Source organism: Burkholderia sp. BCC1988, from assembly GCF_905339895.1.
In the GTDB taxonomy this organism is placed as follows: Bacteria; Pseudomonadota; Gammaproteobacteria; order Burkholderiales; family Burkholderiaceae; genus Burkholderia.
This window is the reverse complement of record NZ_CAJPHA010000014.1, coordinates 20,766-40,093: the sequence shown is the minus strand read 5'-3', so window position 1 is coordinate 40,093 and position 19,328 is coordinate 20,766. Positions and strand designations below refer to the sequence as shown.

The 19,328-nt window shown below is 67.5% G+C and carries 14 protein-coding genes and 1 tRNA gene; 7 read left to right on the top strand and 8 right to left on the bottom strand.

Going from position 1 to position 19,328, the window contains the following annotated elements; genetic code table 11:
* Positions 1 to 85 precede the first annotated feature (85 nt).
* From fixL to U4012_RS20495, 4 genes are all read left to right on the top strand, one after another.
* A complete protein-coding gene (gene fixL / locus U4012_RS20510) occupies positions 86 to 2,602 on the top strand; it encodes an oxygen sensor histidine kinase FixL (RefSeq protein WP_124488317.1) in 2,517 nt (838 codons plus the stop codon).
* Entirely contained in the window at positions 2,599 to 3,237 is a 639-nt protein-coding gene (gene fixJ, locus U4012_RS20505; protein ID WP_006493245.1) for an oxygen response regulator transcription factor FixJ, read from the top strand. The genes fixL and fixJ overlap by 4 nt, the downstream gene beginning before the upstream one ends.
* A 236-nt stretch (positions 3,238 to 3,473) precedes the next feature.
* The gene (gene folD / locus U4012_RS20500; protein ID WP_124522157.1) at positions 3,474 to 4,331 is read left to right on the top strand and encodes a bifunctional methylenetetrahydrofolate dehydrogenase/methenyltetrahydrofolate cyclohydrolase FolD; all 858 of its coding nucleotides are present in this window, start codon (positions 3,474 to 3,476) and stop codon (positions 4,329 to 4,331) included.
* A gap of 284 nt (positions 4,332 to 4,615) precedes the next feature.
* Entirely contained in the window at positions 4,616 to 6,703 is a 2,088-nt protein-coding gene (locus tag U4012_RS20495; RefSeq protein ID WP_321801085.1) for a M3 family metallopeptidase, read from the top strand.
* Positions 6,704 to 6,763: 60 nt separating this feature from the next.
* Here U4012_RS20495 and dinB read toward each other — a convergent pair whose 3' ends face one another.
* Entirely contained in the window at positions 6,764 to 8,089 is a 1,326-nt protein-coding gene (gene dinB, locus U4012_RS20490) for a DNA polymerase IV (RefSeq protein WP_321801083.1), read from the bottom strand.
* A gap of 216 nt (positions 8,090 to 8,305) precedes the next feature.
* Between dinB and U4012_RS20485 the strand changes: the two genes are divergently transcribed.
* Complete coding sequence (locus U4012_RS20485; protein WP_044849110.1) at positions 8,306 to 8,998, top strand: aspartate/glutamate racemase family protein; 693 nt, start codon at positions 8,306 to 8,308, stop codon at positions 8,996 to 8,998.
* Positions 8,999 to 9,080: 82 nt separating this feature from the next.
* On the opposite strand, the gene U4012_RS20480 is transcribed toward U4012_RS20485, so the two are convergent.
* Positions 9,081 to 9,157, bottom strand: a tRNA-Met gene (locus tag U4012_RS20480).
* Between the two features lie 186 nt (positions 9,158 to 9,343).
* Here U4012_RS20480 and xth point away from each other — a divergent pair.
* Positions 9,344 to 10,120, top strand: a complete 777-nt coding sequence (gene xth, locus U4012_RS20475; protein WP_321801080.1) for an exodeoxyribonuclease III — start codon at positions 9,344 to 9,346, stop codon at positions 10,118 to 10,120.
* A gap of 25 nt (positions 10,121 to 10,145) precedes the next feature.
* On the opposite strand, the gene U4012_RS20470 is transcribed toward xth, so the two are convergent.
* From U4012_RS20470 to glnA, 4 genes are all read right to left on the bottom strand, one after another.
* Positions 10,146 to 12,263, bottom strand: a complete 2,118-nt coding sequence (locus tag U4012_RS20470) for a prolyl oligopeptidase family serine peptidase (protein WP_321801078.1) — start codon at positions 12,261 to 12,263, stop codon at positions 10,146 to 10,148.
* 81 nt (positions 12,264 to 12,344) lie between these two features.
* The gene (ntrC, locus tag U4012_RS20465; RefSeq protein WP_321801076.1) at positions 12,345 to 13,868 is read right to left on the bottom strand and encodes a nitrogen regulation protein NR(I); all 1,524 of its coding nucleotides are present in this window, start codon (positions 13,866 to 13,868) and stop codon (positions 12,345 to 12,347) included.
* A 46-nt stretch (positions 13,869 to 13,914) separates the two neighbouring features.
* Positions 13,915 to 15,057 carry a nitrogen regulation protein NR(II) gene (gene glnL / locus U4012_RS20460; RefSeq protein ID WP_044849106.1) on the bottom strand — a complete coding sequence of 381 codons (1,143 nt, stop codon included), beginning with the start codon at positions 15,055 to 15,057 and terminating at the stop codon, positions 13,915 to 13,917.
* A gap of 161 nt (positions 15,058 to 15,218) precedes the next feature.
* The gene (glnA, locus tag U4012_RS20455) at positions 15,219 to 16,634 is read right to left on the bottom strand and encodes a type I glutamate--ammonia ligase (RefSeq protein WP_044849105.1); all 1,416 of its coding nucleotides are present in this window, start codon (positions 16,632 to 16,634) and stop codon (positions 15,219 to 15,221) included.
* A 405-nt stretch (positions 16,635 to 17,039) separates the two neighbouring features.
* Between glnA and U4012_RS20450 the strand changes: the two genes are divergently transcribed.
* A complete protein-coding gene (locus U4012_RS20450; RefSeq protein ID WP_044849104.1) occupies positions 17,040 to 17,504 on the top strand; it encodes a rhodanese-like domain-containing protein in 465 nt (154 codons plus the stop codon).
* Positions 17,505 to 17,651: 147 nt separating this feature from the next.
* Here U4012_RS20450 and U4012_RS20445 read toward each other — a convergent pair whose 3' ends face one another.
* On the bottom strand, positions 17,652 to 18,467 hold the full coding sequence (locus U4012_RS20445) for a competence/damage-inducible protein A (protein WP_044849103.1): 816 nt from the start codon (positions 18,465 to 18,467) through the stop codon (positions 17,652 to 17,654).
* Positions 18,464 to 19,291 (bottom strand): EI24 domain-containing protein, encoded by an 828-nt coding sequence (locus U4012_RS20440; protein ID WP_044849102.1) that lies wholly within the window; start codon positions 19,289 to 19,291, stop codon positions 18,464 to 18,466. The genes U4012_RS20445 and U4012_RS20440 overlap by 4 nt, the downstream gene beginning before the upstream one ends.
* Positions 19,292 to 19,328: the final 37 nt, after the last annotated feature.

Here is a 19,328-nt window from a genome sequence, read left to right as displayed (position 1 = left end):
GGCACGCGCCGCGGGCATAAATCCGTTTCCGTTCAACATATCCGGTATAGGTTTTCCATGTATTGCGCTGCGCTACAATCCTGCCATGTTGACCGATCGGCTTTTCGCACGCTCGGCGCGACCGTCGGGCCCGCCGGCGGAGTCGCAGCCGTCCCGCTGGCACCACGGACCGTGGTGGTCCAATTCCTATTTGCTGACGCCGCTGCTGTCGATCCTCGTGTTCCTCGTGGTGATGAGCCTCATTCTATGGAGCCTCAATCGCCGCGAACAGCAGCAGCAGGAAGACACCCTGTTCCGTAACGTCGCGTGGGCGCAGCAGCAGATCCGCCTGTCGATGACGGGCGCGCAGGAGCAGCTGCAGGCGCTGTCGCGCGATCTCGCGTCCGGCCGCCTCGACCAGAACGCATTCCAGATGGCCGTCGCGGACGTGATGCAGACGCATCCGGAAATCCTCTATCTGAACTGGTACACCGCGCCCGGCGTGCAGCGCTGGCCGACCGTGCATCCTCCGCTGCTCGGCCAGCGGCTCGCGAAACCCGGCGACGCGCAGATGCAGGACGCCGTGCGCGGCGCGTACGACGAAGCGCGCAGCACGCGCCGCCAGGCCTATTCGCCGCTGATCTACGACGACTTCGGCAACGGCTTCATCACGCTGCAGACGCCCGTGATGCGCGGCGACCGCGAATATCTCGGCTCGCTCGCCGCGGTGTTCTCGGTCGAAGGGATCCTGAAGCACGACATCCCGCAGGAGCTGTCGTCGAAGTACAAGATCTCGATCACCGACTCGAACAACCGCGAGCTGTCGTCCACGTCGACGCGCCCGCGCCTGCCGCGCGACTCCCACTACGACCTGCCGCTCGACCCGCCCGGCCAGGGGCTGACCGTGCGCGTGTACGCGTTCCCGCAGCTCACGAACCTGACCAACAACACGCTCGTGTGGCTCGTGGCCGGCCTGTCGTGCTTCGTGCTGTGGAGCCTCTGGAGCCTGTGGAAGCACACGCGCCAACGCTTCGAGGCACAGCAGGCGCTGTATGCGGAGGCGTTCTTCCGCCGCGCGATGGAGAATTCGGTGCTGATCGGCATGCGCGTGCTCGACATGCACGGCCGCATCACGCACGTGAACCCCGCGTTCTGCCGGATGACGGGCTGGGACGAAACCGACCTCGTCGGCAAGGTTGCACCGTTCCCCTACTGGCCGCGCGACTCGTATCCCGAAATGCAGCGCCAGCTCGACATGACGCTGCGCGGCAAGGCACCGAGCTCGGGCTTCGAGCTGCGCGTGCGGCGCAAGAACGGCACGCTGTTCCATGCGCGCCTCTACGTTTCGCCGCTGATCGACAGCTCCGGCCGCCAGACCGGCTGGATGTCGTCGATGACCGACATCACCGAGCCGAAGCGCGCGCGCGAGGAACTCGCGGCCGCGCACGAGCGCTTCACGACGGTGCTCGAAAGCCTCGACGCCGCGGTATCGGTGCTGGCCGCCGACGAAGCCGAGCTGCTGTTCGCGAACCGCTACTACCGCCACCTGTTCGGGATCCGCCCGGACGGCCACCTCGAGCTGTCGGGCGGCGGCTTCGACCGCGCGCAGGCGTCGTCCGACTCGATCGACATGGTCGATGCGTTCGCGGGCCTGCCGGCCGCCGCGCTGACGAGCAGCACGGCAGACGCGCAGGAGGTGTACGTCGAGAGCATCCAGAAGTGGTTCGAGGTGCGCCGCCAGTACATCCAGTGGGTGGACGGCCACCTCGCGCAGATGCAGATCGCGACCGACATCACGACCCGCAAGAAGGCGCAGGAACTCGCGCACCAGCAGGAAGAGAAGCTGCAGTTCACGAGCCGATTGATGACGATGGGTGAAATGGCGTCGTCGATTGCGCACGAATTGAATCAGCCGCTCGCCGCGATCAACAACTATTGCTCGGGCACGCTCGCGCTCGTGAAGAGCGGCCGCGGCACGCCCGAGACGCTGCAGCCCGCGCTGGAAAAGACCGCGCAGCAGGCGCTGCGCGCGGGGATGATCGTCAAGCGGATCCGCGAATTCGTGAAGCGCAGCGAGCCGAAGCGCCAGCCGGCGCGGGTCGCGGACATCGTCGCCGACGCAGTCGGGCTCGCCGAAATCGAGGCCAGGAAACGCAGGATCCGGATCGTCACGGAAATCCTCGCAAGAATGCCTATTATTTATGTCGACCCCGTGCTGATCGAGCAGGTGCTCGTGAACCTGATGAAGAACGCGGCCGAGGCGATGGCCGACGTGAAGCCGGCGTCGGCGGACGGCGTGATCCGCGTCGTCGCCGACATCGACGCGGGTTTCGTCGACATCCGCGTGATCGACCAGGGTCCGGGCGTCGACGAAGCGACCGCCGAACGCCTGTTCGAACCGTTTTACAGCACCAAGTCCGACGGCATGGGCATGGGGCTGAACATCTGCCGTTCGATCATCGAATCGCATCGGGGGCGTCTGTGGGTGGTCAACAATGTCGAACCGGACGGCCGCATTTCCGGCGCGACATTCCACTGCAGCCTGCCCATTGGGGAACCCGCTGATCTCGGCCAAGGGGGGCGCGAGGCATCGGCATCACATACCGTTACGGGAGAACTATGAATAGCCCTGTCACCACCACTCAGGAAACTGTCTTCGTCGTCGACGACGACGAAGCCGTACGGGACTCGCTGCGCTGGCTGCTGGAGGCGAACGGCTATCGCGTGCAATGTTTCTCGAGCGCCGAGCAGTTCCTCGATGCGTACCAGCCGGCGCAGCAGGCCGGCCAGATCGCCTGCCTGATCCTCGACGTGCGGATGTCGGGCATGAGCGGCCTCGAGCTGCAGGAGCGCCTGATCGCCGACAACGCCGCGCTGCCGATCATCTTCGTCACGGGCCACGGCGACGTGCCGATGGCCGTGTCGACGATGAAAAAGGGTGCGATGGACTTTATCGAGAAACCGTTCGACGAGGCCGAGCTGCGCAAGCTCGTCGAGCGGATGCTCGACAAGGCCCGAAGCGAAAGCAAGAGCGTCCAGGAACAGCGCGCCGCGAGCGAGCGCCTGTCGAAGCTGACCGCGCGCGAGCAGCAGGTGCTCGAGCGAATCATCGCCGGCCGCCTGAACAAGCAGATCGCCGACGATCTCGGGATCAGCATCAAGACGGTCGAAGCGCACCGCGCGAACATCATGGAAAAGCTCAACGTCAACACGGTCGCCGATCTGCTGCGCCTCGCGCTGTCGAAGAAGCAGGCCTGAACGTTGCGCGCGGCCGCCGGGCGCCTGCCCGGCCGGCCGCACCGCCGCGCCGCGCGATGCGGCCCACTCGCGCGGCACGGTCCGGCGCCGCCTCCCGGGGCGCCGGCACCGCCGCCATGACGCTTTCCTTGTATTCGCTGTCGGACGACGGCAGGCGACCGGTATAATTGCGTGTTTTGCTGCGGCGTTTCGCGCGCCGCACGCCCGCATTCCAACTTCCCGGCAGGACCACCACCATGACAGCCCTCCTCATCGACGGCAACGCCCTCTCGAAGACCTTGCGCGCGCAGGCCGCCGAACGCGCCGCCGCCCTGACCGCACGCGGCCACCAGCCCGGCCTCGCGGTGATCCTCGTCGGCGCCAACCCGGCGAGCGAAGTCTACGTGCGCAACAAGATCAAGGCGTGCGAGGACAACGGCTTCTTCTCGCTGAAGGATGCGTATCCGGACACGCTGTCGGAAGCCGACCTGCTCGCGCGCATCGATGAACTGAACCGCGACCCGAAGATCCACGGCATCCTGGTCCAGCTGCCGCTGCCCGCGCACATCGACAGCCACAAGGTGATCGAGGCGATCGCGCCGGAGAAGGACGTCGACGGTTTCCACGTCGCGAACGCCGGCGCACTGATGACGGGCAAGCCGCTGTTCCGCCCGTGCACGCCGTACGGCGTGATGAAGATGTTCGAAGCGCACGGCATCCCGCTGCAAGGCGCCAACGCCGTCGTGATCGGCCGCTCGAACATCGTCGGCAAGCCGATGGCGATGCTGCTGCTCGAAGCCGGCGCGACCGTGACGATCTGCCACAGCAAGACGCGCGACCTCGCCGCGCACACGCGCCAGGCGGACGTCGTGGTCGCCGCGGTCGGCAAGCGCAACATCCTGACGGCAGACATGGTCAAGCCCGGTGCGACGGTGATCGACGTCGGCATGAACCGCGACGACGCGGGCAAGCTGTGCGGCGACGTCGACTTCGCCGGCGTGAAGGAAGTCGCCGGCCACATCACGCCGGTGCCGGGCGGCGTCGGCCCGATGACCATCACGATGCTGCTGATCAACACGATCGAAGCCGCCGAGCGCGCCGCCGCGGCCGCCTGAGCGCCTTCGCCCCTCTTGCCCGTCCAGCCGGCGCGCATGCGTGCGCCGGCGTCCCGTCGGCCGCCCGTCGCGGCCGCGTCAGCGCCCTGCCACACTGCCGCGCTCCGCTTCATTCCGCCCCTTTCGACCCTTTCGGGCTCCGCGTCGCCCAGCGCCAATCGCCTCGTTAGAAACTAACGATTGGAAAGCGCGCGATGCGCCCCAATAATGTCGATATCGGGCGCCGCCGCATCGCGCCTCACCCTTTTCACCCCGGTTCATCCGGCAACAGACAGGGAGTCTTAATGTCCGCCAGCGCCAATACCAATCCGCTCCTCGATTTCTCCGGCCTGCCCCGCTTCGGCGAGATTCGTCCGGAACACGTGACGCCCGCGCTCGACACGCTGCTCGATGCCGCCAACCGCGCGGTCGACACGGCGAGCGCACCCGCGACGCCGGCGACCTGGGCCGCGATCGTCGAGACGGTCGAGCAGGCGACGGAGCCGCTCGGGCGCGCATGGGGCGTCGTCGGCCACCTGAACGCGGTCGCCGATACGCCGGAGCTGCGCGCCGCCTACGGCGAAAACCTGCCGCGCGTGACCGAATTCTGGTCGAGCGTCGGCCAGAACCTCGCGCTGTACGAGAAGTACAAGGCGATCGCCGCGAGCGCCGAATACGCGACGCTGTCCGCCGAGCGCAAGAAGATCCTCGACAACGCCCTGCGCGATTTCCGCCTGTCGGGCGCCGAGCTGCCCGAGGATCAGAAGCCGCGTTTCGCGGAATTGCAGGAGCAGCAGGCCGCGCTGTCGAAGGCGTTCTCCGATCACGTGCTCGACGCGACCAACGCGTATGCGTATTACGCGCAGGACGAAGCCGAGCTGGCCGGCCTGCCGGGCGACGCGATCGAAGCGGCCCGCGAGGCCGCACAGAAGGAAGGCAAGGAAGGCTGGAAGTTCACGCTGCACTTCCCGTCCTACTTCCCGGTGCTGCAATACGCCGAGAACCGTGCGATGCGCGAGACGCTGTACCGCGCGTATGCGACGCGTGCGTCCGAACTCGGGCCGCAATACGGCGGCGGCAAGGCCGAGTGGGACAACACGGCGATCGTCGCGGACGAACTGAAGCTGCGCCGCGAAGAGGCGCAGATGCTCGGCTACCGCAACTTCGCCGAAGTGTCGCTCGCGCCGAAGATGGCCGAATCGCCGCAACAGGTGATCGCGTTCCTCGAGGATCTCGCGACGCGCGCGCGTCCGCACGCGGACAAGGACTGGGACGAACTGCGCGCGTTCGCCGCGAAGGAACTCGGCCTGACCGAGCTCGCCCCGTGGGACGTCGCGTTCGCGGCCGAGCGGCTGCGTCAGCAACGCTACGCGTTCTCGGAAAACGAGGTCAAGCAGTACTTCCCGGAACCGGCCGTGCTGAAGGGCCTGTTCAACGTCACCGAAACGCTGTTCGGCGTGCGGATCAAGCCGGACGACGCACCGGTGTGGCACAAGGACGTGCGCTTCTTCCGCGTGGAGAACCGCGACGGCTCGCTCGTCGCGCAGTTCTATCTCGACCTGTACGCACGCGAAGGCAAGCGCGGCGGCGCGTGGATGGACGATGCGCGTGCGCGCGCCAAGCGCGGCGACGCCGTGCAGACGCCGGTCGCGTACCTGACCTGCAACTTCTCGGCACCCGTCGGCGGCAAGCCCGCCTGCTTCACGCACGACGAGGTCATCACGCTGTTCCATGAATTCGGCCACGGGCTGCATCACATGCTCACGCGCGTCGACGAGCTCGGCGTGTCGGGCATCAACGGCGTCGAATGGGATGCGGTCGAGCTGCCGTCGCAGTTCATGGAAAACTTCTGCTGGGAATGGGACGTGCTGTCGTCGATGTCGTCGCACGTCGATACGGGCGCCGCGCTGCCGCGCGAGCTGTTCGACAAGATGATCGCCGCGAAGAACTTCCAGAGCGGCCTCGGCACGCTGCGCCAGATCGTGTTCTCGATGTTCGACATGCTGCTGCACGTCGACTTCGACCCGGCCGGCACGACCGGCGTGAATGCGTTCGCGCGCGAGATCAACGAGCGCTACCACGTGATCCCGCAGGCCGCGTTCTCGCGCTGGCCGAACACGTTCAGCCACATCTTCGCGGGCGGCTATGCGGCCGGCTACTACAGCTACAAGTGGGCCGAGGTGCTGTCGGCCGACGCGTACGCGGCGTTCGAGGAAGCGGCCGCCGCCAGCGGCAGCGTGCTCGACGCGGCGACCGGCACGCGCTATCGCCGCGAAATCCTCGAAGTCGGCGGCAGCCGGCCGGCGATGGATTCGTTCAAGGCGTTCCGCGGCCGCGAGCCGGAAATCGACGCGCTGCTGCGTCACAACGGGATGGCCTCGCCCGCGCACTGAGCGCGCGCTGTCCGGCTTGTCCGGTTGCATCGAAAGGCACCGCTGCGGCGGTGCCTTTTTTCATGGCGTGGGAGGTTTGTCGTTGGCGGTGTTCGCCTCGTTCGCCTCGTTCGCGCCGTTCACGTCGTTCGCGTCGGTTGCCGCGTTGGCGTTGGCGTTGGCGTTGGCGTTGGCGTTGGCAGCGGCAGCGGCAGCGGCAGCGGCGTCAGTATCAGCCCCCTCGTCCGCATCGTCCGCATCGTCATCGAACAGCGAAAACTGCCCGTGACGTTCGGCCGTGTCCTCGTCGATGCGCACGCCCACGCCGAGCAGCCGCACGGCCTGCGCGCGCCGTTGCAGCCCCTTCGCGAGCAGCGTGACGGCCGTCTGCGCATTCGTCGCGTCGGCCACGCACTCGACCGTCGTACGCTGGAAATCGGCGAAGCGGATCTTCACGTAGAGCTTGCGGATCGTGCGGGCCGCGCCCGCGCGCGCGATGCGCGCGTCGAGCTGCACGACGAGGCGGCGGATCTCGTCCGCGCATTGCTCGAGCGTCGTCAGGTCGGTCACGTAGGTCGTCTCGACGCTGACCGACTTGCGCTCCTGGTCGGCCCGCACCGGCCGCTCGTCGATGCCGCGCGCCAGCTGGTACAGCCGCCGGCCGAACGCACCGAACTCGCGATGCAGGTCGATCAGCGACCAGCCGCGCAACTGCGCGCAGGTCTGGATGCCGAGCCGGTCGAGCCGCGCGGCCGTCACCTGGCCGACGCCGTGCAGCTTGCGCACCGGTAGCGCCGCGACAAACGCATCGACCTCGTGCGGCCGCACGACGAACAGACCGTCGGGCTTGTTCCAGTCGGACGCGATCTTCGCGATGAACTTGTTCGGCGCGACACCCGCCGACACCGTCACGCCGACCGTGTCGTACACGCGCTGGCGAATCTCCCGCGCTATCAGCGTGGCGCTGCCCTGGCACAGCTGCGAACCGCTGACGTCGAGGTACGCCTCGTCGAGCGACAGCGGCTCGACGTCGTGCGTGTAGTCGCGATAGATCGCCATGATCTGCCGCGACGCCGCACGGTACTTGTCCATCGCGGACGGCAGGATCAGCAGGTCCGGACACTTGCGCATCGCGAGCGCCGACGACATCGCGGAATGCACGCCGTAGCGCCGCGCCTCGTAGTTGCAGGTCGCGATCACGCCGCGCTGGTCGGGCCGGCCGCCGACGGCGAGCGGCCGGTTGCGCAGCGACGGGTCGTCGCGCATCTCGACCGACGCGTAAAAGCAGTCGCAGTCGCAGTGGATGATCTTGCGCACGCGCGACGGCGCGTCGCCGGGCGGCGACCCGCGCGGATCGGCAGGCGGGATGATGGTTGGATTCACGGTGCCGATACTGTACAAAAACACAGTGCCCGTTTCAACTGTCGCGTGCTGCCGCGTTCGGCCGATAGCCGACGGCCGACGCCCGGCGCAGCCGGAACGCCTCGGATCGCCTCCACCCGCTCGCCGGCCGCCCCCGACCGGCAATGCCGTACCGGTCCGCTTCGCGCGGATCGTACCGCCGCGCGCCCGGGCCGGCCCCTATACTCGTCTGCCACGACATATGAAACGCACAGGTGACGGATGAAAACGATCGGACTCATCGGCGGGATGAGCTGGGAATCGTCGGCCGAGTACTACCGGATGATCAATCGCCATTCGAAGGCGCTGCACGGCGGCCATCACAACGCGAAGAGCGTGCTGGTCACGGTGGATTTCGCGGAGATCGAAGCGCTGCAGCGCGCGCAGGACTGGGCCGCGCTCGGCGAACGGATGGCCGATGCCGCGCGTCGGCTCGAAGCGGCCGGCGCCGATCTCGTCGTGCTGACGACCAACACGATGCACCGCGTGCACGGCGCGATCGAGGCCGCCGTATCGCTGCCGTTCCTGCACATCGCCGATCCGACCGGCGCCGCGCTGCGCGCCGCGGGCGTCGAGCGCGTCGCGCTGCTCGGCACGCGCTACACGATGGAGCTGCCGTTCTATGCAGAGCGCCTGCGCGACAAGTTCGGCCTCGACGTACTGGTGCCGGACGAATCCGCACGCAACGACGTGCACCGGATCATCTACGACGAGCTGTGTCATGGCGTGATCGATGCCGGGTCGCGCGCGACCTACGTGTCGATCATCGGGGAACTGGCGAAACGCGGCGCGCAGGCGGTGATACTCGGCTGTACGGAAATCACGCTGCTGATCGGCGCGGACGATGTGCCGCTGCCGGTATTCGATACGACCGCGCTGCATGCGAAGGCGGCGGTCGAGTGGGCGGCGGGCTGAAAACAAAAAACCCGGCACGGGGCCGGGTTCCTGTCGACGAAGCGCGCATCGGTCACTTGCGCTGCACATCGTCTGGTGTGCTTGGTTGCGGGGGTAGGATTTGAACCTACGACCTTCGGGTTATGAGCCCGACGAGCTGCCAGACTGCTCCACCCCGCGTCAGAGAAATAAATTATAGGGTGATGAAGCACTCACGTCAATACTTTTGTCACAAATTCTTCGCAGGCCGTCGATATCGCGATGCATGGCACGGCACCGGCTTCACGTCGTGTGTCGCGCGCGTTCGCGCCCCGTGCTCGCGGTAAGATGGCGGCCTTCGCATTCACCCCGCACGCATTCCCGTTCATGAAAATCGCCACCTGGAACGTCAACTCGCTCAACGTCCGCAAGCAGCACGTGCTCGACTGGCTCGCGCAAAGCGGAGCCGACGTGCTGTGCCTGCAGGAACTGAAGCTGCCGGATGAGAAATATCCGCGCGCCGATCTCGAAGCGATCGGCTACCGCAGCTGGTTCGCGGGCCAGAAGACCTACAACGGCGTCGCGATCCTCGCGCGCGACACGCTCGCCGTCGACGAATCGGACGTCGTGCGCAACATCCCCGGCTTCGACGACGCGCAGCAGCGCGTGGTCGCCGTGACGGTCGAAGGCGTGCGCATCGTGTCCGCGTATTTCCCGAACGGCCAGGCACCCGACTCCGACAAGTTCGTCTACAAGATGCAGTGGCTCGATGCGCTGCACGCGTGGCTGGGCACCGAGATGCAGCGCTACCCGAAGCTCGCGCTGCTCGGCGACTACAACATCGCGCCGGAAGATCGCGACGTGCACGACCCGGCGAAATGGGAAGGCCAGAACCTCGTGTCGCCGCAGGAGCGCGCGCACTTCGCGAAGCTGATCGAACTCGGCTTCGTCGATGCGTTCCGCCGCTTCGAGCAGCCCGAGAAGACCTTCACGTGGTGGGACTACCGGATGTTCGCGTTCCGCCGCAACGCGGGGCTGCGCATCGACCACATCCTGCTGTCGCCGGCGCTCGCCGAAACCTGCACGTCGTGCGAGGTCGATCGCGTGCCGCGCACGTGGGAACAGCCGTCCGACCACACGCCTGTGATCGCGGTCGTCAGCTGAACGCCCTGCCCGCTCGCGCCTGCGCTCAAGCGCGCGCGGGCGCGGGCCCGAGATGCGCCCACAGGAAACCGAATTCCGCCGCGTCGGATTCGGCCCGCTCAAGATCGTCGGCGCTGCCGTGGCCGCCGTCGGTGTTTTCCCAGTACCACACCCGTTCGTGTCCGAGCGCATGCATGCGCGCGGCCATCTTGCGCGCATGCGCGGGATGCACGCGGTCGTCGCGCGTCGACGTCGTCAGCAGCAGCGGCGGATACGCAACGCCTTCGCGCACGCGGTGATACGGCGAGTAGGCGGCGAGCGCCGCGCCCTCGCGCGCATCGTCCGGATCGCCGTACTCGTCGAGCCATGCGGCGCCCGCGTGCAGCTTCGGATAGCGCCGCATGTCGAGCAACGGCACGCGGCACAGCACCGCGCCGAACAGTTCCGGGCGCTGCACCATGCATGCGCCGACCAGCAGCCCGCCGTTGCTGCCGCCCTCGATGCCGAGTTGCGCGGCCGTCGTCACGCCGGTGCGGATCAGGTCCTCGGCCACCGCGATGAAGTCGTCGAACGAGCGCTGCCGATGCTCGCGTTGCGCGTCGACGTGCCAGCCCGGTCCGAATTCGCCGCCGCCGCGGATGTGCGCGAACGCCGCGACGCCGCCGCGTTCGAGCCATGCGATGCCGAGTGCATCGCTGTAGCCCGGCAGGTTCGGAATCGCGAAGCCGCCATAGCCTGACAGCAGGCACGGCCGCGCGACGCGGGCGCTGCCGTCGGGATGCGCCAGGCCATCGAGCGCATCATGCGGCCCGATCAGCGTGTACGGCACGACCGTGCCGTCGCGCGAGCGGGCATTCGCGCGACGCACGACGAGCCCGGCCGCATCGAATCGCACCGGCGGCCGGTCGAGCAGCACGCGACGCGACGGCGCATCGGCCGCGCGGTCGGCCAGATCGGCGAGCCAGCATTCGGGCGGATCGAGATAGGTGTCGACGTCCACGTACACGTCGTCGTTCAGCGTCGACTCGACCGGCTCGACGTCGATCTGCGCGTCGCCCGGCCATTCGAACGGCCGCGCGTCCCACGTCCATGCGCCGTCCTCACCCTGGCGCGGCTGCCACAGCATCGTGCGGTTGTGCACATCGTCGAGCCAGCTCGCGATCAGCATCGTGCGCGTGTGCGTCCACGTGCACGCGGACGTCGACGGCCGCGGCTCGAACAGCGTCGTGAGCTCGCGCGCCCCGGCGAGGAACGCCTGCTCGCGGATCGCGAGCAGCGAGCCGCCCGCGTGACGCACGCCGCCGCAGTCCCAGTCGAGCCGTGGCTCCAGCATCAGCCAGCCTTCCCAGAAACCGACCTCGACGTGCGTCGGCACGTCGTAGCGCGCCCACTCGCCCGCGTCGGTCAGCCGGTATGCATGCGCGTCGAAGAAATCGACGCTGCGCCACGCGACGTGGCGGCCGTCGATCGGATCGAACCCGGCGCCCGCGCTGATGTCGTCGGGTTCGCCGCGGAACACCACCGGCGCATCGGCGAGCGGCGTGCCGCGCACCCAGCGGCGCGCTTCGTACGGATAGCCGGCGGCGGTCGCATGCGCCTCGCCGCGATCCCAGCTCACGTAGACGGTGTCGCGGTCGATCCAGCCTATCGTGTGATTCCCGGGCACGTCGATCGTGAAGCCGCCGTCGACGAAACGGCGCTGCACGAGGTCGAATTCGCGCACGACGACCGCGTCGGCGCCGCCCGGCGACAACGACAGCAGCGCGCGGTCGCCGTCCGGATACAGGATCGCGTCCTGCTCGAACACCCACGACTCGCCCTCTTGCGCGCCGAGCGCGTCGACGTCGAGCAGCGTTTCCCACTCGGGCCGGCCCGCGCGCCAGTCGTCCCAGCGCGCGCGGCGCCACAGTCCCTTCGGATGGAGATCGTCCTGCCACAGGTCGTACGCCCAGTCGCGCCAGCGGGTCGGAATCACCGGGCGTTCGCGCGGCAGATACGCCTGCGCGAGCCGCGCGGTCAGCGCGCGATACGCGTCGTCGTCGCGCAGCGCGACCCGCGTGCGCGCGTTCTGCTCGTCGACCCACGCACGGGCACGCTTGCTGTCGAGCGCTTCGAGAAAACGGAAGGGATCGGCCCCGGCGGGCCAGCGGAAGGAATCGGACATGACGGGAGCGCACGTGACGGCAAACCGCGATTATGTCCGATCGCGGCATGCGCGACGCACGCGCATGCCGCGACAGAGGCTTTACGGCTCCAGATGCAGTTCCTGGATCTTGCGCGTGATCGTGTTGCGGCCGATGCCGAGCCGCTCTGCCGCCTCGACCTTGCGGCCGCGCGTGAAATCGAGCGCCTCGCGGATCACGGCCGCCTCGAAGCGGCGCGCGAGCTCGTCCATCACGTCGGCCGAATTCTCGCGCAACAGCCGCGCGACTTCCGTGCGCAACCCGCTTTCCCACATCGGATAGCCGGCCGGTGCGCCGTTCGGCGCGACCGCGACGGGCGCAGCCGTCAACGGCGCACCCGCCGCCGGCTGCACGCGCGCGATGTCGCCACCGCCGACGCCGGTGCCGGCGTGCGCATCCGCGCCGTCGGCGGTCGCCGTCACCGGCGCGCCTGCCGGCACGAGGTCGGGCGGCAGATCCTTGATCTCGACCGTCTGCGCGGGCGCCATCACGGTCAGCCAGTTCGCGAGGTTCTCGAGCTGACGCACGTTGCCCGGAAACGTGAGCGACGTCAGATACGCGAGCGCTTCGTCGGACACGCGCTTCGGCTCGACGCCGAGATCGCGCGCGCTCTTCTGCAGGAAGTGGCGCGTGAGCAGCGCGATGTCCTCGCTGCGTTCGCGCAGCGGCGGCAGCCGCAGCCGGATCACGTTGAGCCGGTGGTAAAGGTCCTCGCGGAACAGCCCCTGCCGCACGCGCGACTCGAGATTCTGGTGCGTCGCGGCGATCACGCGCACGTTCGCGCGCAGCGGGTTGTGGCCGCCGACCCGATAGAACTGGCCGTCCGACAGCACGCGCAACAGGCGCGTCTGCAGGTCGAACGGCATGTCGCCGATTTCGTCGAGGAACAGCGTGCCGTTCTCGGCCTGCTCGAAGCGGCCCTGGCGCGTCGTCTGCGCGCCGGTGAACGCGCCGCGCTCATGGCCGAACAGTTCGGATTCGAGCAGGTCCTTCGGAATCGCCGCGGTATTCAGCGCGATGAACGGCCCGTTCGCGCGCGGGCTGTGACGGTGCAGCGCCCGCGCGACGAGCTCCTTGCCGGTGCCCGACTCGCCGGTGATCAGCACGGTCGCGGCCGAGTGCGACAGGCGGCCGATCGCGCGGAACATGTCCTGCATCGCGGGCGCCTGGCCGAGCATCTCGGGCGCTTCGGCCACACGCTCGTCCTGCGGCGCGCCGCCGCGCAAGCTCTCCTCGACCGCGCGGCGGATCAGCTCGACCGCCTTGTCGACGTCGAACGGCTTCGCGAGATATTCGAACGCGCCGCCCTGAAACGCCGCGACGGCGCTGTCGAGATCGGAGAACGCCGTCATGATGATGACGGGCAGGCCCGGCAGGCGCTCGTGCATCGCCTGCAACAGCTCGAGGCCGGAGCCGCCCGGCATCCGGATGTCGGACACGAGCACCTGCGGCGTCTCGTGGTCGAGCGCGGCCAGCGCGTCGCGCACGTTCGCGAAGCTCTTCGTCGCGAAGCTGTCCCGGGCGAGTGCCTTTTCGAGCACCCAGCGGATCGATTGATCGTCGTCTACTATCCAGATCGGCTTCATAGGTCGGTCAGGTATGGGTGAATCCGGTGAATCGCCATGCTGCCGCTCAATGATCGAGCGGCAGCAGGATCTGAAATTCGGTACGACCGGGCCGGCTCTCGACCTCGATCATCCCGTCGTGCTGCTGCACGAACGTCTGCGCGAGCGTGAGGCCGAGGCCGCTGCCGTCGTCGCGCCCGGACACGAGCGGGTAGAAGATCCGGTCGCGGATCTCCTCCGGAATGCCGGGCCCGTTGTCGACCACGTGCAAGTCCAGTGCCAGCCTGTACAGGCGCTTCGCGATCGTCACCTTGCGTGCGATACGCGTGCGCAGCTCGATCTTCGCGTCGCCCTGCGCGATCCGCTCGCGCAGCGCCTGCGCCGCGTTGCGCACGATGTTCAGCAGCGCCTGGATCAGCTGCTCCTTGTCGCCGCGCAGGTCCGGCACGCTCACGTCGTAGTCGCGCTCGATGGTGAGCCCGCGCGGAAATTCCGCGAGCATCACCGCGCGCACGCGTTCGCATACTTCATGAATGTTCACGTCGCCGACGATGTGCGGATGCCGGTGCGGCTCCAGCAACCGGTCGACGAGCGTCTGCAGGCGGTCGGACTCCTTGATGATCACCTGCGTGTATTCGCGCAACTCGCCGCGCTCGCGGCCGCTCAGTTCGAATTCGAGCAGCTGGGCTGCGCCGCGAATGCCGCCGAGCGGGTTCTTGATCTCGTGTGCAAGGTTGCGGATCAGTTGCTTGTTGACCGCGGTCAGGTCGTGGATGCGCTCCTCGCGATCGGTGCGCGACTGCCGTTCGTTCTCGAACAGCTCGACGAGCACGAAATCGGGCACGGTCTCGAGGAAGCCGACGATCGCATGCACGTGCAGCGGCTCGCGGCCGGGCCGGTCGAGCACGGTATCGAGATGCGTCGCGTGAAAGCGCTCCTGGCCGATCGCGGTGATCGTCGACGCGAGTTCGTTCGCATTCGGGAAAATCTCGCCCCACGGCCGCTGCGCGAGCTGCCGGCGCGAGATGTCGAGCATCGCCTCCGCGGACGGGTTCGCGAACGCGACCCGCAGCGTCTTGCGGTCGAGCACGATCACGGCCGTCGGCAGCGCTTCCAGCCCCGCAAGCAGGCCCGAGCGCGCGAGCCGCTCGTCTTCCGTCAGTCGCTCGGGCTGCCCCGTCTTCGCCTTGATGAGATTCTTCAGAGCCATCGTGCGTGTCGTCGCGCGTTACCGGGTCGGAAATTGGAAATTTTCGGAACAAAAAAGGGACGGCTGGACGCCGTCCCCCTTCAGACTCCGCGGTTCCCGCCGCAGGCCACGCGACGGGAACGAACCGGCATGACGGCGCTGAATCGAAGCGCCATCGCCGATTACAGCGAGTAGTACATCTCGAACTCGATCGGATGCGTCGTCATGCGGAACTTCGCCAGCTCCTGCTCCTTCAGCGCGAGGTACGCATCGATCATGCCGTCGGTGAACACGCCACCGCGCGTCAGGAACTCGCGATCCTTGTCGAGCGCTTCCAGTGCCTGGTCGAGGCCTGCGCAAACGGTCGGGATCTTTGCGTCCTCTTCCGGCGGCAGGTCGTACAGGTTCTTGTCGGCGGCTTCGCCCGGATGGATCTTGTTCTGGATCCCGTCGAGGCCGGCCATCATCAGCGCCGTGAAGCACAGGTACGGGTTCGCCATCGGATCCGGGAAGCGCGTTTCGATACGGCGACCCTTCGGGTTCGACACGTGCGGAATGCGGATCGATGCCGAACGGTTGCGCGCCGAGTACGCGAGCTTGACCGGTGCTTCGAAGTGCGGGACCAGACGCTTGTACGAGTTCGTCGTCGGGTTCGTGATCGCGTTCAGCGCACGGGCGTGCTTGATGATGCCGCCGATGTAGAACAGCGCCAGTTCCGACAGGCCCGCGTAGCCGTTACCCGCGAACAGGTTCTGGCCGTCCTTCCAGATCGACTGGTGAACGTGCATGCCCGAACCGTTGTCGCCGACGACCGGCTTCGGCATGAACGTCGCCGTCTTGCCGTACGAGTGCGCGACGTTGTGGATGATGTACTTCGACCATTGCGTCCAGTCGGCGCGCTGCACGAGCGTCGAGAACTTCGTGCCGATTTCGTTCTGGCCCTGGCCCGCCACTTCGTGGTGGTGCACTTCGACCGGGATGCCGAGCTGTTCGAGCAGCAGGCACATTTCCGAACGCATGTCCTGGAACGTGTCGACCGGCGCGACCGGGAAGTAGCCGCCCTTCGTGCCCGGACGGTGGCCCGTGTTGCCGCCTTCGAATTCCTTGGCCGAGGACCACGGTGCTTCTTCCGAGTTGATCTTCACGAAGCAGCCCGACATGTCCGTGTTCCACTGGACCGAGTCGAAAATGAAGAATTCCGGTTCCGGACCGAAGTAGGCGGTGTCGCCGATGCCCGTGCTCTTCAGGTACGCTTCGCCGCGCTTCGCGAGCGAACGCGGGTCGCGCTCGTAGCCCTTGCCGTCGGCCGGCTCGACCACGTCGCAGGTCAGCACGAGGGTCGACTCTTCATAGAACGGGTCGACGAATGCGGCGCTCGGATCCGGCATGAGCAGCATGTCCGACGCCTCGATGCCCTTCCAGCCGGCGATCGACGAGCCGTCGAATGCATGGCCGCTTTCGAACTTGTCTTCGTCAAACGCCGAAACCGGCACCGACACGTGCTGTTCCTTGCCGCGCGTATCCGTGAAGCGGAAATCGACAAACTTGACGTCCTCGTCCTTCACGAGCTGCATGACGTCGGCGACGGTTTTACTCATAACCTCTTCTCCTGATTGAACAATTCCGGCGGACTGGGAACCGCCTCGTTTATCGAGCTGCCCGGAGTCTGGCTTTGGCGCAGCGTGCCCCGGGTCGACCGAATTCTATATAGCAGCTTCCGTGCCAACCATCGCAAAACCGACGCGAATCACGCCGACCCGCGCCGTAGCGGGGCCCGGCTGCGCGATTCCGGGGCCGGGCGCCGCACCGGCGGCGGCGCCTCCGCACCGCAACGGTGCAATCCCGGGGAGGCGACGGCGTCGACGAATCTTTTTGGTGCATTCGTGCCATTCTGCACTCTTTTGGTGAGCGCGTGGGCGGTGCATGCGCCTCCGGGCACGCGGACATCCGCGCGGCGGCGCCGCGCTAGAATGTTCGTTTGACCGATACGGAGACCTCCTGCCATGAGTACGCTCGACCAGCTTTACGCGAAGGCCGAAGAACGCCGCGCCCAAGGCGCGCTCAACTATGCCGGCGCCCTGCTGCCGGCCGAGGCATTCGAACTGCTGCAGCTCGACCCGTCGGCACGCCTCGTCGACGTGCGCACCCGCGCCGAGCTCGACTGGATCGGCCGCCCGCTCGTCGGCGACGGCCAGTACCTGCACCTCGAATGGACGCGCTATCCGGGCGGCGTCCCGAACGCCGAATTCATCGATCAACTGAAAGCGGCCCTCCCGGCCGATACGCCGATCCTGTTCCTGTGCCGCAGCGCCGCGCGCTCGAAGCTCGCCGCGGTCGCGTCGACGCAGGCCGGCTTCACGAAGGCCTTCGACCTGCTCGAAGGCTTCGAGGGCGGCAAGGATGCCGAAGGCCACCGCAAGACGGTCGACGGCTGGTGCTTCCGGAAACTGCCGTGGATCGGCGCCTGACGGCGCATCCGCCCAGGCACGCCCGACTGCCACATCGTCGAGCCGGGCGATGACATCCCGATGACGGGCCGCGTTGCGCGGCCCGTGGTTTTTGCGGGGCCGTTCAACGGCCCGCATGCGCGATCGACGCGCGCGGCCTTCAGGCCTTCAGGCGCGCGGCGCCTCCGGTTCGACCACGTCGCCGCCGAGCAGGTGCACGCCTTCGCGCAGCTTCACGAACGCGGCCGCGACCGCCTCCGGCTCGCCCTTCACACCGAGGTCGATATGCCGGCGCGCATAGATCCCGCCGCGCTCGGCATCGCCGACGCTCGGCAGGCTGAACACGCGCACGCTCGGGAAATCGCGCTCGATCTTCTCCATCAGTGGCGTGAGCGTCGACTCCGGCAGTTCGAACACGTACAGCGAGCGCTCCGCGTGCGGCGTCGCGTGATGGAGATGCCGGTACTTCGTGTCGAGCACCCATTCGATCATCGGCCACGCCATCACCGGGAAGCCCGGCACGAAATGGAGATCGCCGACCGAGAAACCGGGAATCCGGTTATAGCCGTTCGGGATGATCGTCGCGCCCGCCGGGAACACGCCCATGTTGAAGCGATGCTGGTTTTCCGGCGACTCGAAGTCGACCGGCGTGGCCGCATCGGTGTGCGTCTCGCGAATGCGCTCCGAGATCAGCGCCTTCGCTTCCGGATGCAGCACGAGCGGCACGCCGAGCGCGGCGGCCGCGCACTGGCGCGTGTGGTCGTCCGGCGTCGCGCCGATCCCGCCCGTGGAGAACACGATGTCGCCCGACGCGATCGCGCGCGCGAGCGTCGCGGTGATCCGCGCCGGATCGTCGCCGACGTATTCGGCCCAGTCGAGTGCGAGGCCGCGCGCGCCGAGCAGTTCGATGACCTTCGCCAGATGCTTGTCCTGCCGGCGGCCCGAAAGGATTTCGTCGCCGATGATGATGATGCCGATGCTCATGCCTGCCCCATGTCGATTGCGGTGGCGCGCGAACTCGCGCGCAGGTCGTCCAGCGCGCGCAGGCAATAGTGCCCGAACCACAGCGCCGAGAAGACGAGGATGAAAGCGTAAACCCAGATCATGGCCGCCGCCACGAACGGAAACAGCACCATCATCCAGACCGACGACACCCACACGAACGTCGGCACGGTGCCGAGCAGCCCGGTCGCGACGCCGATGCCGATCAGCGGCCAGCGATGCTGGCGCACGAGCGCGCGGCGTTCGTCGCGGCTCGCGTGCTGCGCGAGCGCGTCGTAGGTCATCACGCGGTACGTGAGCCAGCCCCAGATCACCGGCGGCAACAACGCGAAGAACGGCGGGATCAGCCACAGCGGAATCGTGACGACGAGCAGCACGACACCCACGATCGCCGCGCCGAGCGAATTGAACACGCTGCCGAAGAACGTGCCGCCCCGCTTCGCCTCCAGCGCGGCGAACTGCCGGTTCGACAGGTGCCTGATCACGACCGGCATCGAGATCGTCGCGATCAGCAGCAGCACGGTCAGCACGATCAGCGGAATCGCGAGCGACACGACGACGAACGGCGCGACGACCGCATGCAGCTGCGACATCCCGAGCGCGTCGAACGCGCGGTACAGCGCGGCGGTCAGCACGAAGCCGTCGAGCGCGCCGCGCGCGGCGTCGATCAGCGTTTGCCACGAGAACCACAGCACGACGCCCCACAGCAGCGCGGAGACGACGAACGGCATCAGGGTGAGCCACAGCATGCGCGGGTGCAGCGCGCTGGCGAACGCCCGGACGAAGGAGCGCAGCAAGTCGTTCATGCGAACCTGTATCGACGATGAAAAACGGGAAAAGGAT

Coding starts and splice junctions, on each gene's coding strand:
- fixL (WP_124488317.1), top strand. CDS start 86: ATGTTGACCGATCGGCTTTTCGCACGCTCGGCGCGACCGTCGGGCCCG.
- fixJ (WP_006493245.1), top strand. CDS start 2,599: ATGAATAGCCCTGTCACCACCACTCAGGAAACTGTCTTCGTCGTCGAC.
- folD (WP_124522157.1), top strand. CDS start 3,474: ATGACAGCCCTCCTCATCGACGGCAACGCCCTCTCGAAGACCTTGCGC.
- U4012_RS20495 (WP_321801085.1), top strand. CDS start 4,616: ATGTCCGCCAGCGCCAATACCAATCCGCTCCTCGATTTCTCCGGCCTG.
- U4012_RS20485 (WP_044849110.1), top strand. CDS start 8,306: ATGAAAACGATCGGACTCATCGGCGGGATGAGCTGGGAATCGTCGGCC.
- xth (WP_321801080.1), top strand. CDS start 9,344: ATGAAAATCGCCACCTGGAACGTCAACTCGCTCAACGTCCGCAAGCAG.
- U4012_RS20470 (WP_321801078.1), bottom strand. CDS start 12,263: ATGTCCGATTCCTTCCGCTGGCCCGCCGGGGCCGATCCCTTCCGTTTT.
- ntrC (WP_321801076.1), bottom strand. CDS start 13,868: ATGAAGCCGATCTGGATAGTAGACGACGATCAATCGATCCGCTGGGTG.
- glnL (WP_044849106.1), bottom strand. CDS start 15,057: ATGGCTCTGAAGAATCTCATCAAGGCGAAGACGGGGCAGCCCGAGCGA.
- glnA (WP_044849105.1), bottom strand. CDS start 16,634: ATGAGTAAAACCGTCGCCGACGTCATGCAGCTCGTGAAGGACGAGGAC.
- U4012_RS20450 (WP_044849104.1), top strand. CDS start 17,040: ATGAGTACGCTCGACCAGCTTTACGCGAAGGCCGAAGAACGCCGCGCC.
- U4012_RS20445 (WP_044849103.1), bottom strand. CDS start 18,467: ATGAGCATCGGCATCATCATCATCGGCGACGAAATCCTTTCGGGCCGC.
- U4012_RS20440 (WP_044849102.1), bottom strand. CDS start 19,291: ATGAACGACTTGCTGCGCTCCTTCGTCCGGGCGTTCGCCAGCGCGCTG.